The sequence below is a fragment of the Enterobacter sp. MG-EB028 genome, assembly GCF_056673305.1.
On sequence record NZ_CP195079.1, the window covers coordinates 2,484,489 to 2,504,837 of the forward strand.

At 58.4% G+C, this 20,349-nt stretch carries 20 protein-coding genes; 13 read left to right on the forward strand and 7 right to left on the reverse strand.

All coding sequences use genetic code 11. From position 1 onward, the window contains the following. Positions 1–55: 55 nt before the first annotated feature. From ACR42C_RS11825 to ACR42C_RS11840, 4 genes are all read right to left on the reverse strand, one after another. The gene (locus ACR42C_RS11825) at positions 56–1,573 is read right to left on the reverse strand and encodes a carbohydrate porin (RefSeq protein WP_116339786.1); all 1,518 of its coding nucleotides are present in this window, start codon (positions 1,571–1,573) and stop codon (positions 56–58) included. Positions 1,574–1,745: 172 nt separating this feature from the next. Beyond that, entirely contained in the window at positions 1,746–2,636 is an 891-nt protein-coding gene (locus ACR42C_RS11830) for an aminoimidazole riboside kinase (RefSeq protein WP_163329481.1), read from the reverse strand. An 88-nt stretch (positions 2,637–2,724) separates the two neighbouring features. Beyond that, positions 2,725–3,936: a diguanylate phosphodiesterase gene (locus ACR42C_RS11835; RefSeq protein WP_316379181.1), complete on the reverse strand. Its 1,212-nt coding sequence runs from the start codon at positions 3,934–3,936 to the stop codon at positions 2,725–2,727. 94 nt (positions 3,937–4,030) lie between these two features. After that, positions 4,031–5,512 (reverse strand): alpha/beta hydrolase, encoded by a 1,482-nt coding sequence (locus ACR42C_RS11840; protein WP_316379182.1) that lies wholly within the window; start codon positions 5,510–5,512, stop codon positions 4,031–4,033. Between the two features lie 266 nt (positions 5,513–5,778). Here ACR42C_RS11840 and ACR42C_RS11845 point away from each other — a divergent pair, with 266 nt between their 5' ends. Genes ACR42C_RS11845 through ACR42C_RS11875 form a run of 7 tightly spaced genes read left to right on the forward strand, consistent with a single transcriptional unit; the run spans position 5,779 to position 12,612 of the window. After that, positions 5,779–6,633, forward strand: coding sequence for a MurR/RpiR family transcriptional regulator (locus tag ACR42C_RS11845; protein WP_316379183.1), 855 nt, complete (start codon positions 5,779–5,781; stop codon positions 6,631–6,633). Between the two features lie 12 nt (positions 6,634–6,645). Continuing rightward, on the forward strand, positions 6,646–7,221 hold the full coding sequence (gene ddpX, locus ACR42C_RS11850) for a D-alanyl-D-alanine dipeptidase (RefSeq protein WP_316379184.1): 576 nt from the start codon (positions 6,646–6,648) through the stop codon (positions 7,219–7,221). A gap of 14 nt (positions 7,222–7,235) precedes the next feature. After that, positions 7,236–8,768 carry an ABC transporter substrate-binding protein gene (locus ACR42C_RS11855; protein WP_302218321.1) on the forward strand — a complete coding sequence of 511 codons (1,533 nt, stop codon included), beginning with the start codon at positions 7,236–7,238 and terminating at the stop codon, positions 8,766–8,768. Positions 8,769–8,791: 23 nt separating this feature from the next. Further along, a complete protein-coding gene (locus ACR42C_RS11860) occupies positions 8,792–9,814 on the forward strand; it encodes an ABC transporter permease (protein ID WP_116339772.1) in 1,023 nt (340 codons plus the stop codon). After that, positions 9,811–10,704, forward strand: coding sequence for a D,D-dipeptide ABC transporter permease (ddpC, locus tag ACR42C_RS11865; RefSeq protein WP_047647662.1), 894 nt, complete (start codon positions 9,811–9,813; stop codon positions 10,702–10,704). The genes ACR42C_RS11860 and ddpC overlap by 4 nt, the downstream gene beginning before the upstream one ends. Next, positions 10,704–11,690, forward strand: a complete 987-nt coding sequence (locus tag ACR42C_RS11870) for an ABC transporter ATP-binding protein (protein ID WP_479984126.1) — start codon at positions 10,704–10,706, stop codon at positions 11,688–11,690. Before ddpC ends, ACR42C_RS11870 begins: the two co-directional genes overlap by 1 nt. After that, complete coding sequence (locus ACR42C_RS11875; protein WP_479984127.1) at positions 11,683–12,612, forward strand: ABC transporter ATP-binding protein; 930 nt, start codon at positions 11,683–11,685, stop codon at positions 12,610–12,612. The genes ACR42C_RS11870 and ACR42C_RS11875 overlap by 8 nt, the downstream gene beginning before the upstream one ends. Here the strand turns inward: ACR42C_RS11875 and ACR42C_RS11880 are convergent. Continuing rightward, positions 12,609–13,358, reverse strand: a complete 750-nt coding sequence (locus tag ACR42C_RS11880; protein ID WP_116339766.1) for an SDR family NAD(P)-dependent oxidoreductase — start codon at positions 13,356–13,358, stop codon at positions 12,609–12,611. The two genes, ACR42C_RS11875 and ACR42C_RS11880, sit on opposite strands and share 4 nt — an antisense overlap. A gap of 114 nt (positions 13,359–13,472) precedes the next feature. Here ACR42C_RS11880 and ACR42C_RS11885 point away from each other — a divergent pair, with 114 nt between their 5' ends. Continuing rightward, a complete protein-coding gene (locus tag ACR42C_RS11885; protein ID WP_479984128.1) occupies positions 13,473–14,378 on the forward strand; it encodes a LysR family transcriptional regulator in 906 nt (301 codons plus the stop codon). A gap of 23 nt (positions 14,379–14,401) precedes the next feature. On the opposite strand, the gene ACR42C_RS11890 is transcribed toward ACR42C_RS11885, so the two are convergent. Next, entirely contained in the window at positions 14,402–14,830 is a 429-nt protein-coding gene (locus tag ACR42C_RS11890; RefSeq protein WP_028013230.1) for an OsmC family protein, read from the reverse strand. Positions 14,831–14,945: 115 nt separating this feature from the next. On the opposite strand from ACR42C_RS11890, the gene ACR42C_RS11895 reads away from it, so the two are divergent. Next, positions 14,946–15,905: a hypothetical protein gene (locus ACR42C_RS11895; protein WP_479984129.1), complete on the forward strand. Its 960-nt coding sequence runs from the start codon at positions 14,946–14,948 to the stop codon at positions 15,903–15,905. Positions 15,906–15,912: 7 nt separating this feature from the next. On the opposite strand, the gene ACR42C_RS11900 is transcribed toward ACR42C_RS11895, so the two are convergent. Continuing rightward, a complete protein-coding gene (locus tag ACR42C_RS11900) occupies positions 15,913–16,788 on the reverse strand; it encodes a LysR family transcriptional regulator (RefSeq protein ID WP_116339760.1) in 876 nt (291 codons plus the stop codon). A gap of 110 nt (positions 16,789–16,898) precedes the next feature. Between ACR42C_RS11900 and ACR42C_RS11905 the strand changes: the two genes are divergently transcribed. The 4 genes from ACR42C_RS11905 to ACR42C_RS11920 all read left to right on the forward strand — a co-directional run bounded on the left by ACR42C_RS11905 (position 16,899) and on the right by ACR42C_RS11920 (position 20,304). Then, positions 16,899–17,750 (forward strand): Vmh family MBL fold metallo-hydrolase, encoded by an 852-nt coding sequence (locus ACR42C_RS11905; RefSeq protein ID WP_395312880.1) that lies wholly within the window; start codon positions 16,899–16,901, stop codon positions 17,748–17,750. A gap of 231 nt (positions 17,751–17,981) precedes the next feature. Further along, on the forward strand, positions 17,982–18,197 hold the full coding sequence (gene bdm / locus ACR42C_RS11910; RefSeq protein ID WP_013096534.1) for a biofilm-dependent modulation protein: 216 nt from the start codon (positions 17,982–17,984) through the stop codon (positions 18,195–18,197). A gap of 95 nt (positions 18,198–18,292) precedes the next feature. Next, complete coding sequence (sra, locus tag ACR42C_RS11915; protein ID WP_008501714.1) at positions 18,293–18,430, forward strand: stationary-phase-induced ribosome-associated protein; 138 nt, start codon at positions 18,293–18,295, stop codon at positions 18,428–18,430. 176 nt (positions 18,431–18,606) lie between these two features. After that, positions 18,607–20,304 (forward strand): NAD-dependent malic enzyme, encoded by a 1,698-nt coding sequence (locus ACR42C_RS11920; RefSeq protein ID WP_028013235.1) that lies wholly within the window; start codon positions 18,607–18,609, stop codon positions 20,302–20,304. Positions 20,305–20,349: the final 45 nt, after the last annotated feature.

Below are 20,349 nucleotides of genomic sequence, written 5' to 3' on the forward strand. Positions count from 1 at the left end.
CCTGACTTCTTTTTATGATGTGCGAAACGCCCCCGCCGGGCGGGAGCGTGATGGGTTAAAACCAGGTTTCCATCTGGACCCCAAAGTTCCATTCCCCGCCGGCGTTGAAGCCGCTGCTGCCAAAGGCATCATCGCTGGCGTAATTATCGAGCTTGCTGCTCCAGTCCATCCAGGTGGCAAACAGGCGCAGCTCCGGACGGCTGAAGAAATCGCCGATTTTGCTCGCTTTTAACGTTGGCGCAAAGGTCAGCTTGTAGAAACTGCCGTTAACGGCGTTGCGGTCCTTATAGCCTTCCGGATTTAAGTCCATGTACTGATAGCTTCCCTCAAACGCCAGCGCGAAGTTCTGGGTTACCTCTTTAATCAGGCGGGTGTTGAGCGTCACCCACTCATAGCTGTCGCCCTTGACGTAGCGATCTTTACTGCTCTGCGCCAGCACGGCAGGCGCAACGCTCCAGCCACCGCCGATTGGCGTGACACCGTAACTTGCGAAGCGCCAGGTATCAGCATCAGACAGCAGCGCGCCGTCGGAGCCGATGCTTTTTACTTCCGCCCCCAGACCGTGGCCGTACAGCAGCGCCGTTTTGGCACTTCCTTCACGCAGGCCATAGAAGCTCTCGTTGTGCAGCCCCACCAGGGCATGAACGCCGTTATTTGCCGCGTCGGTTTTGATGAGATCGCCGTTAGCGTCTTTCCGGTCGTCGTTATCCTTCGCCCGCAGGCCGCTCACCATCACCTGCAAAGGCCCGGCGAAGTGGTTCATGCTGAGGATGTAGTTCTGAACGTTGTTGTCCGTCTGCTCCACGCTGCCGAAGTTGCGGCCGTAGATCGAGAAGTTGCTGCGCAGCGAATCGTTCCACTTCACGTCGTAGACGCCGCCGCCGGTACCGGCCAGAAACACCACGTCGGAATCCAGCCAGTGAATATCAAAGTTGTCGCGGTCGAAGCGTTTACCCGCCCAGAAGGTACTGCCCTTCAGCGCGCCGGTAAAATCAGGCAGGTTGCCCAGCTCCGCAAAAGCCTGGCGAATGTTGAGATCGCTGGTATCGGCTGACCAGTCGTTATAGGTTCGCTGACCGTCGGCCAGCATCGCCTTAAAGCGCGTGGTCGCCCCGTTATCCAGAGTTTGCTTGTGCTCTAGGTTCAGCTCGACGTAGGTGTCGGCTTCGTTACCCAGACGCCCTACCGCACCGCCGGTTTCCCCGGCCGGGGTCAGGTAAGGACCGCTTTTGCTGCTGGAGGCCGCATCGTTCATCAGCAGGCCGGAACGGGCGTAGCCATGGAACTCAAACCCGCTGCTCTGGTCCGCTTTTTTCTCCAGCGCGGTGGTACGCTGCGCCACCGCCTGGGCCGTGGTTTGCGTCTGCTGCTGGGCGGCTACCAGCTGCTGCGTTTTTTGTTCGGCTTCGGTGGCCCGTTTTTCAGCGACCTGCGCACGCGCTTCAGCAGCCTGAAGGCGCTGCTCCATTGCGGCAAGGCGCGCTTCGATACTTGTCATATCCGTCTGAGCAAAAACAGAGGTACTGCCGGCCAGCATGCCTATCATCACGGCAAGTCTGCGTTTTTTATACATTTTGTCGCATCCCTAAAAGTATTAATCGAACGTGCTAAATTGCTAAACCGGTTTAGGTTGCTGATACTAAACCCCGGAATTTTGGATCGGCAATCTTTTTTGCTAAACCGTTTTAGTAAGTGTGATCGAGGCGACAATTCAGGCCGCTGGTCGGCGGCCCGTGAAGGAAGGATTACAGGTCGTGCTGCCAGGGCAACGCGGTCATCGCCCCCTTTGCCGTAGTGGCTAACGCGCCGCAGCGCTGGGCTAAGGCGATTACCGGGACCAGCTCCTGACCGGCGGCCAGCCCGTAGAGCAGCCCGGCGACGAAGGCATCGCCCGCGCCGGTGGTATCAACGCATTGCACAGGGTTAGCCGGATAGTGTTTCACCTCGCCTTGATGCCAGGCGATAACGCCCTCTTTACCCTGCGTCACCAGCACCAGACGCGCCGGACAGCGCTGCATCAGCGCGTTCAAACCGTCTTGTACATCCGTATCGCCGGTTAAAAACGTCAGTTCCTCAACGGAAAGTTTCACCACGTCGGCGCTCTGCAGGGCCTGTTGCAGGCAGCGACGCAGCGCGTTTTCATCCGGCCAGAGATCAGGGCGAATATTGGGGTCAAAGCTTACATAACCGCCCGCTTTCCGGATGGCGTCCATCGCCTGAAAGGTCGCAGAACGGCTCGGCTCTGCGCTTAACGCGATGGAACAGACGTGCAGCCACTCGCCCGCGCTGAACGTCGGCAGGTCAGCGGGTTCAAGAAACAGATCGGCGCTCGGGCGCACCATGAAGGTAAACGAACGTTCGCCGTGGTCGTCCAGATCGACCACTACCGTAGAGGTGCGGTGCGTCGGGTCAAGGCGCATGTACTTCACGTCGACCCGCTCGTTAGCAAGAGTTTTCGCCATAAAGCGCCCGAAAGGATCGTCGCCAACCCTGCCGATAAACGCGCTCTGACCGCCCAGACGGGCAATGCCCACCGCGACGTTTGCCGGTGCGCCGCCGGGGCACTGCAGTAATTTCCCTTCACCATCGGGCAATAAATCCACTACCGCATCACCAAGTACCCAAATTTTTTCCATGTGACCCTCGAAGCTAAACTATATTAAACCGTTTTAGCTATTTAAGCACAGGCAGGCCAAAGGGGAAATAACGCGGGAGGAAAATTGCCTAACGTTTCAGATGCGGCCAGCGGATATCTCCGACGCCGTTAAGCTGCGGACGAGCAAAAAGAAAGCCCTGGAAGCGGCGGATCCCGGCAGATTCGAGCCAGCACCACTCCTCTAACTTCTCGATCCCTTCGGCCACCAGGGTAATTTCAAGATCGGAGCAGCAGCTGATGATGGAGCGCACAATCGCCTGCTTCGGGCCGCTGAGGTGGATATCGCTAACTATCTCCCGGTCAATCTTAATTTTATCCGGCTGGAACCGGGTCAGCAGCGAAAGACCGGCATAGCCGGAACCAAAATCATCAATTGCCAGCCCAACGCCCTCGCCGCGAAGCTGCTTAATGGCGCTGTTGAACTGGTTAAGTCCGGAGATCATCTCGTTTTCTGTGATTTCAATAACCACCTGCTCCGGCTGAAGCCCATGCTGTTTAATCTGATCAACCAGAAACGCCACTGCGCCAGGAACATTCACCAGCGACATCGGCAGCAGATTGACCGCAATCTTATGGCTGCCAATCCCCAGCTTTTCGGCCAGCGCGAAGGCATACGCTTTCGTCTGTAGATCGACTTCATAAACTTTGGCCGGGTCCAGAGAGCTGAAGAAATGCTCCGGGCTGCCGCCGTCATTGCCGCGGATAAGGGCTTCAAAGGAGCTGATCTTGCCTTCCGAGGGCTCAACAATGGGCTGAAGCGCAAACTGGCAACGCTGGCTGGCAATCAGATCCAGGCTCTCACCCAGAGGCAAGTTTTCCGTTGAGAGCGTCCACTTTGCCGGATCGTAGCGTTCCCCCGACGGGGCCGGACGTTTGCCCATAATAAAGGTCTGAATAAATTTGAACACCCGGTCATCGGATGTCAGATAGCTGTCCAGCCTGCTGTAATTCAGAACCGACTGCAGCACCTCTTTCGGTGACTGCGTCTGCAGATCGAACAGCAGCATACCGACATTTTCAAAACGCCTGCGCGGGCCATAATCCCGCATCAGTTCAACCACCCCACTGTGCCGCTTGTCATCGCGGATTTTATGGAACAGCTTAACCACGCTCTCCTCAGAACCTTCGAGTATTTGCAGCACGTCACTGCCCTTTGCGAGCAAAACCCCGGTGATATTCAGATTGGCATTGCGGATCCGGGCGTGCTCCACCAGCTCCCTCAGCACGGAGGACTGACAGGATAATTTTAACTGGCTTCGGTAAATCAGCGTGGTCAGCACAAAAAGGTGTTCCGATGAATGAAAGGTGCCTTAAAGCTACTGTTTAACATACTTTAACAATGTGACCTAACACATTCACACCACGTATAGAACGCTACTTTTTCTCGTCGCCAATCCGGCTGTTAATCCTCTCCTGCATATAGCCATAAAACGGGTTTGAGGTGACCCGCATCAGCGCCTCTTTTCCGACGCTCAGCACGGACGTTTCTCCCCACAGCGCAATCGTCCCCAGGCTGATGCCATAGCGGTTTTTCACCCCAGGTTCGCGACCATAGAGATCGTCATCCGGCGGGAACGGCACCGCAACGTGCGACAGGGAATAGACATCCTGCGGCCAGGCCTGCGCAAGCGGCACAACCGTCTCCCGCATGCTGCCTGCCGGGGTGGTTTTCGCCACCGTCGAGAAACTGTGCTCGCTGGCATTGGTGATAATCGTGACACTGTAACGTCTCTGCGCAACCGGCAGAAGCGCCGAGGTTGCTGTCCACGACGACGGCTTGAACAGCGGACGGAAGCTGGCCGCCTGGTTGATATCAAACACCACCAGTTCGCTGCCGTTTGCCGGAAGCTGGTCAAACAGGCCGGTCACCACCGCGCGGGTGCTGACCGTGGAATCCATGACCGACTGGAACGCCAGCACCGGCGGCAAATTCGCCAGCCTGTTCTCCCGCGCCTCGCGGCCTGTCTGCTCCTGCAGGGCCTTCGTCAACAGCCAGGACTGGCGGGCGGCGTTCACCGGGAACGAGTTGTATTTATACGGGTTATATTCCGGGGAGATATTCAACCACGCCGCTTTGGCAAACGCCGGCAGCAGCGCCGGTAATCCGGCGAAACCGGCAAAGCGCGCAAAGGCCGTCACACCGATCATCGGTGAAAGCAGTACCACCTGCTGCGGTCGACGAAGCGCAGGCGATTCCAGCGCATCGAGGGCATATTTCATCGCCAGCGCCCCGCCGTTGGAGTAGCCCACCAGATGCAGAGGCACGTTCTCCCCCGTCAGGCGCGTGGCTTCCCGCACCGCAAGACGCGTTGCGGCGAGCCACATCTCCCAGTCAACGTCCGTCAGCGCACCGGGCGCGGTGCCGTGTCCGGGCAGGCGCGGAACCACGGCCACAAAGCCGCGCTGCTGATAGTTCTCGGCGAGGTGCCTGACGCTGTAAGGCGAATCCGTCAGCCCGTGCAGCAACACCACCGCGCCGCGCGGCTTCCCGGCAGGCATCAGCACAAAGGAGCGGTTGGCATCGGGCGTAAACTGCCCCGGCCATACCAGGCTCTGGCGATAATAACGGTTTAGCGGCGTTTGTTCCTCGCGCCCCGTTTTCGCCGTCACGGCGTTATCGAGATCGGCGAAAATGGCGTTTTCCCGGGCGACATAACCGGCAAAGTCGGCGTTATCCATTTCACGTACGGACATCTCATCTGCCCGCCAGGTGTGCCATAGGTGCAGTTCCAGCCCCTGCTGCGAGAGATAAACCCGCACCGCCAGCAGGACGACCAGGACGATCCCCACGACCATCCCTGTTTTCTTTGCAAGCGCCACCAAGCGCATGCTGATTCGCCAGGGCAAATTCGCCATGCCGGGATCCCTTTAAAATTCACAGTACATCTATCTTATCAAAAATGTGAACGGGCTGACGTATTCACCAAATTCATACCTGCCGCGTCAGCCACTGCACCAAAAGTGAACTACGCTGCACAAATGTTGATCATCGGTTAACTAAATATTGCATGAAATTTACAGCGCAGCGGGCTTTGACCGCCCTGTGAACATGGCACGCGTCGTGCATTGTTAACCGGATAACACTCATCCAGCTTTTGACAGCCAGTTAACAGCGAGGCGGTATGACGACGAAACCAGAGATGTTGAGCCGTATCGAAGCGACGTTCAGCCAGCTTACGCCCAGCGAAAAGCGGGTGGGAAGCTGGCTGCTGGCGCACGCCGCGCAAATCCCGTTTGAAACGGCAGAGAGCGTCGGCCAGGCGAGCGGAACCAGCGGAATTACCGTCGGACGCTTCCTGCGCAAGCTGGGGTATCGCAACCTGGAAGATGCCAAAAAAAGCCTGCGCGATCCGTATCAGCCCTGGGGTATGAACGAGCGGCTGGACTCCTGGCAGCAGCAGCCCCCCCTGCCCAACCGCCTTCAGCACGCCCTGGCGCTGGAGGTGGACGCCATCACGCAGGTGTACCAGCTGGCACAAACGGACGCCTTCCGGCAGGTGGTGAACAACCTCGCCCACGCCGACGCGGTGTTTGTGCTGGGGATCCAGTCCACGCGCGGGATTGCCAACGCCTTCTTCAGCCACCTCGAATATCTCCGTCCGCGCGTGAGCTATTCGGAGGGGGCTTCCGGCAGCTGGGTTGAATCCCTGAACTCGGGTTTTTCGCACCCTTATGTTGTGCTGACCGACACGCGCACCTACTCGGCGATGGCCCGCCAGTACTGCCGCGTCGCCAGCGAGAAAGGCATTCCGCTGGCCTTGATCACCGACATCTGGTGCCCGTGGGCGCGGGATTACCCGATGGATTTACTGCAGGTGAAAACCGATACCGGTCATTTCTGGGATTCACTTGCCCCCGTGAGCTGTCTGTTCAACCTGCTGCTGTCGGGCGTGGTGGAAGCGCTGGGTGATGCACTCCCGGCGCGCCTGGCGGTAAACCGACAATTACAACAAGAGTTTGGTCAATTCGAACGCTAAAGGAGCGGAGCTATGCCCGAAGAGAGTGAACTGATTGATGTGGCGAAGACGTTTCCCACGCTGCACATCGATCTGAAGTACGCCACCGCCGACAACATCACCGGCCGCCCGATCTATCAGGAGGCGCTGTGCCTGCTGCATACCGACGCGGCCACCGCGCTGGCAAAAGCCATCAGCATTGCCGCGCTGGCCGGGCTGAAGCTGGTGGTCTACGACGCCTATCGCCCGCAGCAGGCGCAGGCCCAGCTGTGGGACGCCTGCCCGAACCCGGAATACGTGGTCGACGTGGCGATTGGCTCTAATCACAGCCGCGGGACGGCCATCGACGTCACCCTGATGGACGAACATAACCGCGTGCTGGATATGGGCGCCGGCTTTGACGAAATGCATGACCGATCGCATCCCTATCACCCTTCCGTACCCCCGCATGCCCAGCGCAACCGTCTGCTGCTGAACGCCATCATGTTCGGCGGCGGTTTTGTGGGGATTAGCAGCGAATGGTGGCACTTCGAACTGCCGAACGCTGCCAGCTACCCGCTGCTGGAAGACCGTTTTGCCTGTTTTCCCCTGACGCACACCTCTCTTTAACCTGGAGCTCTGCCATGAAAACAACGCTTCTCACAACCCTGATTGCCGCCACGCTGGTTTTAAGCACCCCGCTGGCGCTGGCTGCCGTTCCGAAAGACATGCTGGCAATCGGTAAAGCCGCCGATCCGCAAACGCTCGATCCTGCCATCACCATTGATAACAACGACTGGACCGTCACCTATCCGTCCTACCAGCGTCTGGTCAAGTACAAGCCCGGCTCTACCGAGGTGGAGGGCGATCTGTCGACGGGCTGGAAGGCATCCGACGACCAGAAAGAGTGGACCTTTACCCTGGCGGATAACGCCAAATTCTCCGACGGTACGCCGGTCACCGCCGAGGCGGTCAAGCTCTCCTTTGAGCGCCTGCTGAAGCTCGGCCAGGGGCCGTCTGAAGCCTTCCCGAAAGATCTAAAAATTGATGCCGTGGATGACCACACGGTGAAATTCACCCTCAGCCAGCCGTTCGCGCCTTTCCTCTACACGCTCGCAAACGACGGGGCGTCTATCATTAACCCGGCGGTGCTGAAGGCCAATGCCGCTGACGATGCGCGCGGTTTTCTGGCGCAAAACACCGCCGGCTCCGGGCCGTTTATGCTCAAAAGCTGGCAGAAAGGCCAGCAGCTGATCCTGGTGCCTAACCCCCACTGGCCGGGCGACAAGCCGCACTTTAAGCGCGTCTCGGTGAAAATTATCGGCGAGAGCGCCTCGCGCCGACTGCAGCTTTCCCGCGGCGATCTGGACATTGCCGACTCCCTGCCGGTCGATCAGCTCGCGGCCCTGAAGCAGGAAGGCAAAGTCGCCGTCGCCGAATACCCGTCCCTGCGCGTGACCTATCTCTACCTCAACAACAGCAAAGCGCCGCTCAATCAGGTGGATTTACGCCGGGCTATCTCCTGGGCGACGGATTACCAGGGGATGGTAAAAGGCATTCTGAGCGGCAACGGCAAGCAGATGCGCGGCCCGATCCCGGAAGGTATGTGGGGCTTTGACGCCGCGGCAATGCAGTACAGCTTCGACGAGGCCAAAGCCAAAGCGGCGCTGGAGAAGGTCAAAGACAAACCCGCCAGCCTGACCTTCCTCTACTCGGACAACGATCCAAACTGGGAGCCAATCGCCCTCTCCACTCAGGCCAGCCTCGGCAAGATCGGCATTAACGTCAAGCTGGAGAAACTGGCCAATGCCACCATGCGCGATCGCGTCGGCAAAGGCGATTACGACATCGCCATCGGCAACTGGAGCCCGGACTTTGCCGACCCGTACATGTTTATGAACTACTGGTTCGAATCGGACAAAAAAGGGCTGCCGGGCAACCGCTCGTTCTATGAGAACAAAGAGGTCGATTCCCTGCTGCAGGCCGCGCTGAAAACGACTGACCAGGCGGAACGCACCAAAGATTACCAGCAGGCGCAAAAGGTGGTCATCGACGAAGCGGCCTACGTCTATCTGTTCCAGAAAAACTACCAGCTGGCGATGAACAAAGAGGTCAAGGGCTTCACCTTTAATCCGATGCTGGAGCAGGTATTCAACATCGCCACCATGAGTAAATAACGGTTCTCGCTGGGGGAAAGCGTATGACGTTCTGGAGCATAGTGCGCCAGCGCTGCTGGGGGTTACTCCTGGTGGTGGCCGGTGTCTGTATCATTACCTTTATTATTTCACACCTGATCCCCGGCGATCCGGCCCGTCTGCTGGCAGGCGACCGCGCCAGCGACGAAATCGTGCAGAACATCCGCCAGCAGTTAGGGCTGGATCGGCCCCTGTATGTTCAGTTTGGCCGCTACGTGGACGCCCTGGCCCACGGTGATTTAGGCACATCCATCCGTACCGGACGCCCGGTTGCGGAAGACCTGAAGGCCTTTTTCCCCGCCACGCTGGAGTTGGCCTTTTGTTCTCTGCTGCTGGCGCTGGTGATCGGCGTGCCGCTGGGGATTTTGTCGGCGGTCTACCGCAACCGCTGGCTGGATCACCTGGTGCGTTTAATGGCGATGACCGGGATCTCCACCCCGGCCTTCTGGCTTGGGCTGGGCGTCATTGTGCTGTTCTACGGGCACCTGCAGATTCTGCCGGGCGGCGGCAGGCTGGACGACTGGCTCGATCCGCCGACGCACGTCACCGGGTTTTATCTGCTGGACGCCCTGCTGGAGGGCAACGGTGAGGTGTTCTTCAACGCGCTTCAGCACCTGATTTTACCCTCGCTGACGCTGGCGTTTGTTCACCTGGGGATAGTGGCGCGCCAGGTGCGCTCGGCGATGCTGGAGCAGCTCAGCGAGGACTACATTCGCACCGCGCGCGCCAGCGGCCTGCCCGGCTGGTACATCGTCCTGCGCTACGCCCTGCCCAATGCCATGATCCCGTCCATTACCGTGCTCGGGCTGGCGCTGGGCGATCTGCTTTACGGTGCCGTACTGACCGAGACCGTCTTTGCCTGGCCGGGCATGGGCGCCTGGGTGGTGACATCCATTCAGGCGCTTGATTTCCCGGCAGTGATGGGCTTTGCGGTCGTCGTTTCGCTGGCCTACGTGCTGGTTAATCTGGTGGTCGATCTGCTTTACCTGTGGATTGACCCGCGAATCGGGCGCGGAGGTGCCGAATGATGTTAACGCAGGAAACGCCCGTCCCGGTGAAAACCGCCAGACAACGCATCAACTGGGCAAAGCTGTTCTGGATGCTGCGTCAAAGCCCGCTCACGATCGTTGGCGGCGTCATTATGATTGCGATGCTCTTTCTGATGGTGGCCTCACCGTGGATTGTGCCGCATGACCCGAACGCGTTGGATCTGACCGCCCGCCTGCAGGCGCCGTCTGCGCAGCACTGGTTTGGTACCGATGAGGTAGGACGCGATCTGTTCAGCCGCGTGCTGACGGGCAGCCAGCAGTCGATTACCGCCGGGCTGGCGGTCGTGGTGATTGCGGGCGGCATTGGCTCACTGCTGGGCTGTTTGTCCGGTGTACTGGGCGGGCGCGGTGACGCCATCATCATGCGGGTGATGGACATTATGCTCTCCATTCCCTCTCTGGTACTGACCATGGCGCTGGCCGCCGCGCTCGGTCCGAGCCTGTTCAACGCCATGCTGGCGATTGCGATTGTCCGCATCCCGTTTTACGTCCGCCTGGCGCGCGGGCAAACCCTGGTGGTGCGCCAGTTTACCTACGTGCAGGCCGCACGCACCTTTGGCGCTTCCCGCTGGCATTTGATCCGCTGGCATATCCTGCGCAACGCCCTGCCGCCACTGATTGTGCAGGCTTCGCTGGATATCGGCAGCGCCATTTTGATGGCCGCCACGCTGGGGTTTATTGGCCTGGGCGCGCAGCAGCCCACTGCCGAATGGGGCGCGATGGTGGCCGTTGGCCGTAACTACGTCCTGGACCAGTGGTGGTACTGCGCGTTTCCCGGTGCGGCGATTTTGATTACTGCCGTGGGCTTTAACCTGTTTGGCGACGGCATCCGCGATCTGCTGGACCCGAAATCGGGAGGAAAACAGTGATGACCGAATCGGTACTCAATATTGAAGACCTGCATCTGAGCTTCCCGATTTTTCGCGGTGAGGTTCATGCGCTGAACCACGTCTCGCTGGAGATCGGCAGGGGCGAAATTGTCGGTGTGGTGGGCGAATCAGGTTCGGGCAAATCCGTTACCGCCATGCTCGCCATGCGCCTTCTGCCGGAAGGCAGCTACCGCATTCATCACGGTCAGGTGAGATTACTCGGTGAAAACGTCCTGACGGCGTCCGAGAAACAGCTCCGTCAGTGGCGCGGCGCTAAAGTGGCGATGATTTTTCAGGAGCCGATGACCGCCCTCAACCCGACGCGGCGGATTGGCAAACAGATGGTGGAGGTGATCCGCCAGCATCAGCCGCTTTCCCGGCGCGAGGCGCAGCAGAAGGCGATCGCCCTGCTGGAAGAGATGCAAATCCCGGACGCGAAACAGGTCATGGATCGTTATCCGTTTGAACTCTCCGGCGGTATGCGCCAGCGGGTGATGATTGCCCTTGCCTTCTCCTGCGAGCCGGAGCTGATCATCGCCGACGAGCCAACCACCGCGCTGGACGTTACCGTCCAGCTCCAGGTGCTGCGGTTGCTGAAGCATAAGGCGCGGGCCAGCGGTACCTCGGTGCTGTTCATCAGCCATGATATGGCCGTGGTGTCGCAGCTCTGCGACAGAATGTACGTGATGTATGCCGGCAGCGTGATCGAGAGCGGCGCCACGCAAACGCTGATCCACCGCCCTGTGCATCCCTATTCCATTGGGCTGCTGCAGTGCGCGCCGGAACACGGCCAGCCGCGCGCCCCGCTTCCCGCCATCCCCGGCACGGTGCCCAACCTCAGCGAGCTTCCGCAGGGTTGCGCATTCCGCGAGCGCTGCTTTGCCGCCGGGGCGAAATGCAGCGAAACCCCGCGCTTAGCGCCCACTGGCGCAGAAGGCCAACAGGCTGCCTGCTGGTATCCACAACGGGAGAAACGCCATGTCTGATGTACTGCTGGAACTCGATAGCGTGCACGTCAATTTTGCGGCACGTAAAAACTGGCTGGGCCGCGTGACGGAACAGGTCCATGCGCTTAACGGGCTGGACCTTGAGATCCGTCGGGGAGAAACGCTCGGCATCGTCGGGGAATCCGGCTGCGGGAAAAGCACGCTGGCCCAGCTGCTGATGGGCATGCTGAAGCCCAGTACCGGCGCGTGCCTGCGGACGCACCACGCGGGCGGCATGCAGATGGTATTTCAGGATCCGCTCTCCTCGCTCGACCCGCGGTTGCCGGTCTGGCGCATCATCACCGAGCCGGTGTGGGTGCAAAAACGCAGCAGCGAGCGCGAGCGCCGTCAGCTGGCGGAGGATCTGGCGCTGCAGGTGGGCATTCGCCCGGAATATCTCGACAGACTTCCGCACGCCTTCTCCGGCGGGCAGCGCCAGCGCATCGCCATCGCCCGTGCGCTCTCGTCCGACCCTGATATTATCGTGCTTGATGAACCCACCAGCGCGCTGGATATCTCCGTGCAGGCGCAAATCCTCAACCTGCTGGTGACCCTGCAGCAGCAACGTAATCTGACCTACGTGTTGATCTCGCATAACGTCTCGGTGGTCAGACACATGAGTGATCGCGTGGCGGTAATGTATCTTGGGCAGATTGTTGAGCTGGGCAGCGCCGCGCAGGTGCTTGGCGAGCCGCGCCATCCCTATACCCGCCTGCTGCTCGACTCGGTTCCCCGCACCGGTGAACCGCTGGATGAAACGCTGGCGTTACGCAAAACGGAGCTTCCCGGCAACCGTCATCTGCCCGAAGGCTGTTTTTTCCGCGACCGCTGCCCGATGGCAGCGCAGGGGTGTGAACGTCCCCAGCCGTTACAGCCCTCACGCGAGGGCCGTAACGTTCGCTGCTGGCGTAATCTGGGTTAAATTTGCGCCATCCCGCCGTCCACAAACAGCTCGGTGGCGTTAATAAAGCTGGCAGCGTCGGAGGCCAGAAACGCCACCGCTTTACCCACCTCACCCGGCGCGCCTAAACGCCCCAGCGGTACCTGCGCGGCCAGCGCGTCGTACAGCCCCTGACGGTGCTCTTCCGGCACCAGATCGCCGAGACCCGGCGTTTTGATCGGTCCCGGGCTTACCACGTTGACGCGGATCCCGCGGCCCTGCAAATCAAGCGCCCAGGAGCGGGCAAAGTTGCGTACGGCGGCCTTACTGGCGCTGTAGACGCTGAAGTTGGCCGTCCCTTTAATGGACACCGTCGAGCCGGTCAGAATAATCGACGATCCGGCGGAGAGCAGCGGCAGCGCCTTCTGCACCGTGAACAGCACCCCGCGAACGTTGGTGCCGAAAATACGGTCAAACTGCTCTTCGGTGATCGCGCCCAGCGGCAGCATATCGCCGCCACCGGCATTGGCGAACAGGATATCAAGACGCCCTTCATCTTTGGCTATCCGGGCATAGACCTCATCCAGATCGGCAAGCTTTGAGACATCCGCGCGGATGCCTACCGCAGTTGAAGCAATTTCAGCCACCGCCGCGTCCAGCTCGGCCTGCCGACGTCCGGTGATGTATACCTTCGCGCCCTGAGCCGCCAGCTCCTGCGCCGTGGCAAGACCAATACCGGTGCTGCCGCCGGTGACCAGTGCGATTTTTCCTGAGAGAGTCGTGTTCATGTCATTTACCTTTTGTTGGGTTTGCGTTGGACAGACTTTAGCCCTTGCGGCATTAGTGAAAAACAGGCAAAAATGAAAATGACTATTCATCCACAGAAATAATCAGAGGTCATTATGGACCAGCTCATGGCGATGCGCGCTTTTACGCGGGTCGTGGAGTCCGGCAGTTTTACCCGCGCGGCGGACTCGCTGAATATGCCGATCGCCACCCTGAGCAAGCTGGTAAAATCGCTTGAGACGCATCTGGAGATACGCCTCCTGCACCGGACGACTCGCCGGGTGGTGGTGACGCCGGAAGGGATGGAATACTATGAAAAAGCGCTCAGGGTGCTGATAGATATCGAAGATATCGACACCTCGTTTCGCGTTTCCCGCGCGACGCCAAAAGGGCATTTGCGGGTTGACGTGGGCGGCTCCACCGCCCGGGACGTGCTCATCCCCCTGCTTCCGGAATTCATGCGGCGCTACCCGGATATCCGCATCGACCTTGGCGTAGCCGACCGGCCGGTCGATCTCATCAGCGGTAACGTAGACTGCGTGATCCGCGGCGGGCCGCTGGACGACTCGACCCTCATCGCCCGTCATCTCGGTAACGCCGAAATGGTCACCTGCGCGACGCCGGGTTACCTGAAAAATCACGGCGTCCCGGCCTATCCGCAGGAGCTGTGCAACGGGCACAAGCTGATAAGCTACCTTTCGCCCGTCACCGGGCGGGCATTTCCGTTTCGTTTCAGACAACACGGCGAGGCGCTGGAAATCAATATTCCGCACTATCTTGGCGTCAATGAAAGTAATGCCCATCTGGCTGCTGCCGCGGCGGGGCTGGGGATCGTTCAGACCTTTGAGTATTCGGCAAAGTCGTATTTGCTGGCGGGAACGCTGACGGCGATCCTCGGCGACTGGCGCCCTGCCGCCTATCCGTTTCATGTGGTTTACCCGCAGAACCGGCATTTGACGCACAGACTGAAGGTATTTATCGCCTGGCTGGCTGAGGTGTTCCCCGCCGCGCTGAAGGGATAGCCGGGCGCGAACCCGGCTGGGGCTTAGTTAAGCTTATAGTCCAGGGTAATCTCGGCTTTCAGGAGCTGCGACACCGGACAGCCCGCTTTGGCTTTCTGAATAATGCCGTCAAACTGCTGTGGCGCAATGCCCGGAACGGTTACCTTGCTTTGCAGTGCAACCTTAGTGATGGCAAAGCCGCCGTCGGTTTTATCCAGAGAGACGTCCGCGGTCGTATCAATCGAATCAGCGGTATAGCCCGCTTCACCCAGCATCAGCGACAGCGCCATTGAGAAACAGGCCGCATGTGCCGCGCCAATCAGCTCTTCCGGGTTGGTCCCCTTTTCACCCTCAAAGCGGGTATTGAAACCATAAGGCTGTTGATTGAGAACGCCGCTCTCGGTGGAAACCGTTCCTTTTCCGCGCTTAATGTCGCCAGACCAGTGTGCCGAACCGTGCTTATGAATCGTCATTCTTGCTCTCCTTTTGGCTTACAAAGGGTTAAGTATAGACTACGCATCTGACACGCCCAGGAACACAGACGATTCCGGGACTTTCACCTGCTGTACCGACAACAAGGATAACGATATGACGCTAAAAATCAGGATGGCCGTCGCGGTAACCACGCTGGCTCTCTCATTGTCTTCACTGGCCAAAACGCCGGAGAACTTTATCTATACCAGTTCGGGCGACCTCGACGCGGCGCTCCCGCTTGTTGCGCGTAGCGACATCGGCGGCGTGCAGATCGTGTACAACTGGCGCCTGCTTGAACCCGAGAAGGATAGCTATGACTTCACGCGAATTGAGCAGGATCTGGCGCGCGTTAAATCCGCCCGGAAAAAACTCTTTATTCAGATCCAGGATCGTTTTTTTGAGCCGGACGCCCGCTACGTGCCGGACTATCTGATGCACGATAAGCAATACAACGGCGGGATTGCGCCGCAGTTCGATAACCCCGGCGAAGGCAAGCCTGTCGGCGCGGGATGGGTAGCGCGTCAGTGGGACCCCACGGTGCGCCAGCGCTACCAGGCACTGCTGGCAGCGCTCGCAAAACGCTTTGACGGCGAGGTGTATGGCGTAAACCTGCCTGAAACCGCCATTGATATTGACGAGAAAAATCCGCCAGCGGGGTTTACCTGCGAAAGCTATTTCGCAGGGGAGATGGAAAACCTGGCCTTTGCGCGAAAGGCTTTTCAGAAATCACACGTGGTGCAATACGTAAACTTCTGGCCGTGCGAGTGGGACAATGACCACAACTACATGGGGCGTCTTTTTGCGTATGCCAGCGCCAACAATATCGGCCTGGGCGGGCCGGACATTGTTCCCAACCGCAAGGCACACATGAAGAATGCCTATCCCTTTTTCCATAAAAATAAACAGACGCTGCCGCTCATCGCCATGGCGGTTCAGGAACCGACCCTGACCTATAAGAATCCACAGACCGGTAAGCCTTTTACCAAAGCGGAATTTGTCCGCTTCGGCGAAAGCTATCTCGGGGCCGATATTATTTTCTGGAGCACGGCGTCCCCCTGGCTAAAGGCGAAGTAATCCCTTCTTATGCCAGGTAGCGCGAAAGTTCATCGAGGAACACGCGCAGCGCGGCAGGCTGATACTCCCGGGACTGATAAATGCCATGGATGGCAAGCGGTTTCGGCTTAAGCGCCTCCAGCACCGGCACCAGCAATCCCTTCTCCAGCGCGGCACGCGCTTCGCGCTCCGGCAGCATGGCAATACCGCAGTGCTCGATCGCCGCGTCCATCAGCAGCGAAGAGATGCTGGCGCTCAGGTTGCCGCTGACGGCCACGCTCAGGCTTTCGCCTTCCGGCGTCAGGAAGTGCCAGGACTGCCCGGCGAAAAAGCTGTAGTGCAGGCAGTTGTGCTGCGCTAATTCTTCGGGGCTGGCGGGTGTTCCGTGCTGCGCCAGATACGCCGGCGAGGCGCAGAGTACGGAGCGACACTCCCCCAGCCGGCGGGCAATCATGCCGGGTTCGGGGTTATCCGTAATGCGCACGGCGACGTCTATGCGCTCTCCCACCAGGCTGACCGGGTGATTGTTCACGTCCAGCTCGATGCGCAGTTGCGGGTAGCGTGAGAGCAGCCCGGGCAGCACGGGCGCAATCAGGTGCATCGCGGTAAAGTGCGCGCAGGCCACCCGCAGCGTGCCGGACGGCAAATCTTTTACCGACTGACCTTCGATTTCCTGCGAGATCTGCGAGAGCGTCCGCGTTTTTTGCAGCACCTTTTCCCCCGCCGCGGTCAGCGTTAGCTTGCGCGTGGAGCGGTTTACCAGCCGCGTACCCGCCCACTTCTCCATTTGTTCCAGGTAGCGGCTCACCATCGGCCGGGAAATGCCCAGCGCGCGCGCCGCCGCGCTCAAACTTCCCAGCTCGCATATCCGGTTGTAGACCTGAGCGGCAATAACGCGATCCATAAAAGCTCCATCTGCTCGATTTATGAAACTAAGCATGTCTTGTTTCAGGAATTCTGGCAAATGAGAATATCCGTACAATAGCGATATTCCTGAACAACTGAGACAACAGCATGAAACTCACTCATATTGCCCTGCTTTCCACCCTTTTCGCTCCGGCTGCTTTTGCCGCACCGTTGACCATTGATACCTATAACCCGCAGGAAAAAGGCATTTTCGCGGTCTCCTCCACGCTGGTGTCCGGCCCGAAAGAGGCAGTGCTGTTTGACGCGCAGTTCAGCGTGAAGGATGGCGAAGCGCTGGTAGAGAAAATTCGCCGCAGCGGTAAGACCCTGAATAAGATTGTGATCACCTCCGGCGATCCGGATTTCTACTTTGGCCTGCAGCCGCTGGTGAAAGCCTTCCCGAATGCCAAAGTGGTGGCCACGCAGCAGGTGGTTGACCATATTAAGGCCACCAAAGACGCCAAGCTTGCCTTCTGGGGCCCGCAGATGAAGGACGGCGCGCCGACTAAGCTGGTGGTGCCGCAGGTGCTCGCCTCCACCACGTTCATGATTGACGGTGAAAAGATCGATATCGAGCAGCCGGACAGCTATGCGGCCTATGTGTGGATCCCGTCGGCAAAAACGATCCTCGGCGGCACCGGGGTAGCCTGGGGCATTCACGTCTGGACGGCAGACACCCAGACGCCGGTTCGCCGTCAGGAGTGGCAGCAAACCCTGGACAATATGGCCGCGCACAAACCGGAACGCGTGATCCCGGGCCACTATCTGGGTACTCCGCCTGCAGGAACCGGGGCGATTGATTTTACCCGTGGCTATTTGCAGCATTTTGAACAGGCGTTATCGGCACATAAAGACTCAGCGGGCGTCATCGGTACCCTGAAAAAACAGTATCCGGGCCTGGCTGAAGAGAGCTCTCTGGAATTAAGCGCCAAAGTGAATACTGGCGAAATGAAGTGGTAATTTAAAAACGGCTCCTGCTATATTTTCGTGATGGCAGGAGCTTCCAAATATATCCTCACCGCTACACATCAATATATCCACACATTTTAAAAGCGCATAAAAGCATACACTTATGTCGTTTTTATTTCTAAGATGAATCTGAGCCACAACCGGGAAAATATTTGCCATTCTGTTTATGAATTAAATTTTTTGCGAGCCGTACCATTAAACAGACAACGACACGGAGGCAGCATGTTTACTTATTACCCGGCTAATACCGCAGCAGCACAACCTGAACTCGTTAACGCGATTGCGCAGGGTCTTCACGCCGAGCACGGTGCTGTGACTGAAGATGACATTTTGATGGAACTGACCAAATGGGTGGAGTCCACGGATAATGACATCCTCAGTGACATCTACCAGCAGACCATTAACTACGTCGTCAGCGGGCAAAACGCACCTTTGTAAAAACCTGCTAAGCTGGATCTGCAACCTAAGGGGTTACATTTCGTTTGTGAAAGCAAACTGGTCCTTAAAACTATCAACAGGATTGAGGAGTTAACATGAAATCGAACCGTCAGGCACGCCACATTCTGGGACTGAACTACAAGCTTTCTAATCAGCGTAAAGTGGTGATTGAAGGCGACCACGAAACGCAGGTCACTCACGCCACCGGCAGAAAACGCCACGCGGGCAAGTAAGTTCCAGACTAAGATCCAGAACACCATCGGCAAAACCGATGGTGTTTTTGTTTATGTGTTGCGGTAATTAATATTTAGCTCCTTTATAATACCGCCCGACCGCACCCCGTAGCACAGGCCAGAAAGATGACAAACAGCAGTGTCAGGGACGGATCTTCAAAAAAAGAGTGAGTGACATGGACAACAAACTGAAAAAACATCGTTCCTTATATATCCCTTATGCCGGCCCGGTTTTACTCGAATTCCCCCTGCTCAACAAAGGTAGCGCCTTCAGCATGGAAGAGCGCAGCAGCTTTAACCTGCTGGGCCTGCTACCGGAAGTGGTTGAAACCATTGAAGAGCAGGCAGAGCGTGCGTGGATCCAGTATCAGGGCTTCAAAACCGAGATCGACAAACACATTTACCTGCGCAACATCCAGGACACCAACGAAACCCTCTTCTATCGCCTGGTGCAAAACCATCTCGAAGAGATGATGCCGGTGATCTACACCCCAACGGTGGGTGCGGCGTGTGAACGCTTCTCTGAGATCTACCGTCGCTCACGCGGCGTCTTTATCTCTTATCAGAACCGTCACAATATGGACGACATCCTGCAGAACGTGCCGAATCACAATATTAAAGTGATTGTGGTCACCGACGGGGAACGTATTCTCGGCCTCGGCGACCAGGGCATTGGCGGGATGGGGATCCCAATCGGTAAGCTCTCTCTCTACACCGCCTGCGGCGGCATCAGCCCGGCGTATACCCTGCCGGTAGTGCTGGACGTCGGCACCAACAACCAGCAGTTGCTTAACGATCCGCTGTACATGGGCTGGCGCCATCCGCGCATTACCGACGACGAGTACTACCAGTTTGTCGACGACTTCATCCAGGCCGTGAAGCACCGCTGGCCGGACGTTCTGCTGCAGTTTGAAGACTTCGCGCAGAAAAACGCGATGCCTCTGCTGAACCGCTACCGCGATGAGATCTGCTCCTTTAACGACGACATCCAGGGCACCGCAGCCGTGACCGTGGGGACGCTTATCGCCGCCAGCCGCGCGGCCGGCAGCCAGCTGAGCTACCAGAAAATCGTCTTCCTGGGCGCAGGCTCTGCGGGCTGCGGTATTGCCGAGCAGATTATTGCCCAGACGCAGCGTGAAGGCTTAAGCGAAGAGCTGGCCCGCTCCCGCGTCTTTATGGTAGACCGATTCGGCCTGCTGACCGACGGCATGCCGAACCTGCTGCCGTTCCAGACCAAGCTGGTGCAGAAGCGCGAGAACCTGAAAAACTGGGATACCGACAACGAAGTCCTATCCCTGCTGGACGTGGTGCGCAACGTGAAGCCGGATATTCTGATCGGTGTTTCCGGGCAAACCGGTCTCTTCACCGAAGAGATTATTCGCGAGATGCACAAGCACTGCGAGCGCCCTATCGTGATGCCGCTTTCCAACCCAACCTCCCGCGTGGAGGCGACGCCACAGGACATCATCGCGTGGACTGAAGGTAACGCGCTGGTCGCCACCGGCAGCCCGTTCGATCCGGTGGTGTGGAAGGATAAAACCTATCCGATTGCCCAGTGCAACAACTCCTATATCTTCCCGGGCATTGGTCTGGGCGTGATCGCCTCCGGCGCGTCCCGCATTACCGATGAGATGCTGATGTCGGCGAGCGAAACCCTTGCGGGCTACTCGCCGCTGGTCAACAACGGTGAAGGGCTGGTGCTGCCGGAGCTGAAAGACATTCACAAGGTGTCGCGCGCTATCGCGTTTGCGGTCGGTAAAATGGCGCAGCAGCAGGGCGTGGCGGTGAAAACCTCTGCCGACGCGCTGCAGCAGGCTATTGACGATAACTTCTGGATGCCTGAATACCGCAGCTATCGCCGGACCTCGATTTAATCCGCTCCGACCGTTTCCTCTCCTCAAAAGGGAGAGGGAACGTGA

Bases quoted from the DNA above. Each gene is read 5' to 3' on its own strand.
- ACR42C_RS11825 (WP_116339786.1), bottom strand. From the start codon at position 1,573: ATGTATAAAAAACGCAGACTTGCCGTGATGATAGGCATGCTGGCCGGC.
- ACR42C_RS11830 (WP_163329481.1), bottom strand. From the start codon at position 2,636: ATGGAAAAAATTTGGGTACTTGGTGATGCGGTAGTGGATTTATTGCCC.
- ACR42C_RS11840 (WP_316379182.1), bottom strand. From the start codon at position 5,512: ATGGCGAATTTGCCCTGGCGAATCAGCATGCGCTTGGTGGCGCTTGCA.
- ACR42C_RS11845 (WP_316379183.1), top strand. From the start codon at position 5,779: ATGACGACGAAACCAGAGATGTTGAGCCGTATCGAAGCGACGTTCAGC.
- ddpX (WP_316379184.1), top strand. From the start codon at position 6,646: ATGCCCGAAGAGAGTGAACTGATTGATGTGGCGAAGACGTTTCCCACG.
- ACR42C_RS11855 (WP_302218321.1), top strand. From the start codon at position 7,236: ATGAAAACAACGCTTCTCACAACCCTGATTGCCGCCACGCTGGTTTTA.
- ACR42C_RS11860 (WP_116339772.1), top strand. From the start codon at position 8,792: ATGACGTTCTGGAGCATAGTGCGCCAGCGCTGCTGGGGGTTACTCCTG.
- ddpC (WP_047647662.1), top strand. From the start codon at position 9,811: ATGATGTTAACGCAGGAAACGCCCGTCCCGGTGAAAACCGCCAGACAA.
- ACR42C_RS11870 (WP_479984126.1), top strand. From the start codon at position 10,704: ATGACCGAATCGGTACTCAATATTGAAGACCTGCATCTGAGCTTCCCG.
- ACR42C_RS11875 (WP_479984127.1), top strand. From the start codon at position 11,683: ATGTCTGATGTACTGCTGGAACTCGATAGCGTGCACGTCAATTTTGCG.
- ACR42C_RS11880 (WP_116339766.1), bottom strand. From the start codon at position 13,358: ATGAACACGACTCTCTCAGGAAAAATCGCACTGGTCACCGGCGGCAGC.
- ACR42C_RS11885 (WP_479984128.1), top strand. From the start codon at position 13,473: ATGGACCAGCTCATGGCGATGCGCGCTTTTACGCGGGTCGTGGAGTCC.
- ACR42C_RS11890 (WP_028013230.1), bottom strand. From the start codon at position 14,830: ATGACGATTCATAAGCACGGTTCGGCACACTGGTCTGGCGACATTAAG.
- ACR42C_RS11895 (WP_479984129.1), top strand. From the start codon at position 14,946: ATGACGCTAAAAATCAGGATGGCCGTCGCGGTAACCACGCTGGCTCTC.
- ACR42C_RS11900 (WP_116339760.1), bottom strand. From the start codon at position 16,788: ATGGATCGCGTTATTGCCGCTCAGGTCTACAACCGGATATGCGAGCTG.
- ACR42C_RS11905 (WP_395312880.1), top strand. From the start codon at position 16,899: ATGAAACTCACTCATATTGCCCTGCTTTCCACCCTTTTCGCTCCGGCT.
- bdm (WP_013096534.1), top strand. From the start codon at position 17,982: ATGTTTACTTATTACCCGGCTAATACCGCAGCAGCACAACCTGAACTC.
- sra (WP_008501714.1), top strand. From the start codon at position 18,293: ATGAAATCGAACCGTCAGGCACGCCACATTCTGGGACTGAACTACAAG.
- ACR42C_RS11920 (WP_028013235.1), top strand. From the start codon at position 18,607: ATGGACAACAAACTGAAAAAACATCGTTCCTTATATATCCCTTATGCC.